Raw genomic sequence first — 2,161 nt, forward strand, 5'->3', positions numbered from 1 at the left:
GAGCTCAACGGCCAGGGCACCGACAATGTGCAGGCCTATGTCTCCTTTAACCTCTCCGGCCAGGAGCTGGAAAACCTGGCGCTGCGCAGCGCGGCTTCCATCAACGGCACCGGTAATTCCATCGCCAACATCATCACTGGCAACAGTGGCAACAACATCATCAACGGTCTCCTCGGCAACGACACGCTGAGCGGCAGCACCGGCCATGACAGTTTCGTCTTCACCACGGCGCTGAACGCCTCCACTAATGTCGACCGCATCACCGACTTCTCCGTGGTCGAGGATACCATCCAGGTCGATAATGCGATCTTGGCAGCGCTTGGCGGCAACGGCACGCTGACGGCCGACCAGTTCATCAAGAACACCACCGGCCTTGCCGGTGACGGCAACGATCACATCATCTACGAGACCGGCACCGGCTGGCTCTACTATGACAGCGACGGCAATGCGGCGGGCAGTTCCACCCACTTCGCCACCCTCGCCGCCAATTTGGCGCTGACCAACGCCGATTTCGTCGTGGTGTGAAGGAAGGCTTTCAGGCCGGTTGGAGCGGTTCATCGTTTCACGGAAACGCAGAACCGCTCTTTCTCTTTGTTTGACGCAATTCCCTGAGGGAAAACGCTATGCGCTTTTCCCGGGAAAACCGTTTCACTCTTTTCCTGGAATTTCTCCAGGCGGACACCGTTGTCGGACGGTGGGTACACATTGCTTTGGTTTGTCCCGATTTATTCCCCAATCGCCAACCGGAACACCATCGGAGCACTCCAGTTCAATCGCCTAGTCGTCGTCAATCCGGCGCCTTCGAAACTCGACGTTACCGGGCGTAGGATGCAAACCTGCGAACGGTCCTTGCCGCCCGTCAACTTTTTTTCGGGCAATCTATGATCCATATTGTCGCCGGATATATTATCGTCCAACAACCATGGGGGGGGCGCGATGACTTTGACAAATGTAACCGTGGCACAGGCTCGGAATGGGCTTGTTGACCAGGACGGTGCGAAGTGGTTCGGCCCGACGATCACTTACTCAATTCCGGGTGCCGGTTCACTCTGGGAGACAGATTATGGGTCGGGAGAGCCCTTCGACGCTCAGTCCGGAGCTTTCAACGGCACCCAGGCGGCGAATTTTCGGGCCGTCTTGTCTCTTTGGGACGCTTTGATCGCGCCTTCGATAACTGAGGTATCGGACACAACCCCCGGGCAAATCCGCGTCGCCTCACCGACGTCACAGCGCGCCAGGGCTCAAGCACAGCCGCCTATGCCTATGGCCCGCCCTCGCCCGGCTTCACAACAATTGCCGAAAACGGCGACATCTGGGTCGGCGAGAGCTACAAGTCATCCAATTTCACCCAGCATACCTCTGATTTCCAGATTCTCATCCACGAATCCGGGCATTCCCTGGGACTGAAGCACCCCTTCGAGGCGCCGACTGTGCCCGCGGCGTACGACAGCACAACTTACACGGTGATGAGCTACACGTCGGAAGACAATGTCTTCACTTGGTCAGACAGCGGGGGCGGCATCTCTTATAGCGTCGAGGGAACGTCGTCCTTTACGCCAATGGTGCTCGATATCATGGCGATTCAGGATCATTACGGGGCAGATCCGACCACTGCCACCGGCAACACCGTTTATGCTTTTACAGACAGCGACCTGAATGGCAGGCAGGCGATCTACGATGCTGGCGGCACGGATACCGTAGACCTGTCCGCGCTTTCCCGAGGCTCGACCGTCGATTTGCGCCCCGGCGCCTATTCGGACCTCGACTACTACAATGTCGAGGATCAGATTGCTGACCTCACCGCGCAATATGGCTTTGCAGACTTTATTCGAAGCACCCTGACAGATCCGAGCACCCCGGCCTATGAATGGGAGCGAAATCTGGGCCTCGCGTTCTCGACAACAATCGAAAACGTAATCGGCAGCGCACATGCCGATACTGTCATAGGAAATAATGCCGCCAACGTCATCGACGGCCGCATTGGCGCCGACATCATGCAGGGCGGCATCGGCAACGACACCTACTATGTCGACAATGCCGGCGACCATGTCATCGAAGCGAACGGCCAGGGCACCGACAATGTGCAGGCCTATGTCTCCTTCAACCTCTCCGGTCAGGAGCTGGAGAACCTGCAACTGCGCAGCGGGGCTTCCATCAACGG

Annotated in this window: 1 protein-coding gene and 2 pseudogenes; all 3 read left to right on the forward strand. The window is 57.7% G+C overall.

What is annotated here, in order from left to right:
- Positions 1 to 525, forward strand: a pseudogene (locus ACFFNA_RS33010) (calcium-binding protein); the annotation flags it as partial.
- 851 nt (positions 526 to 1,376) lie between these two features.
- Positions 1,377 to 1,430, forward strand: a pseudogene (locus ACFFNA_RS33015) (hypothetical protein); the annotation flags it as partial.
- A gap of 36 nt (positions 1,431 to 1,466) precedes the next feature.
- Positions 1,467 to 2,161 (forward strand): calcium-binding protein (locus ACFFNA_RS33020; protein ID WP_514132025.1); only part of this gene is annotated, 695 nt, incomplete at its 3' end.

This window comes from Mesorhizobium kowhaii, assembly GCF_042431665.1.
Classification (GTDB): Bacteria; Pseudomonadota; Alphaproteobacteria; order Rhizobiales; family Rhizobiaceae; genus Mesorhizobium; species Mesorhizobium kowhaii.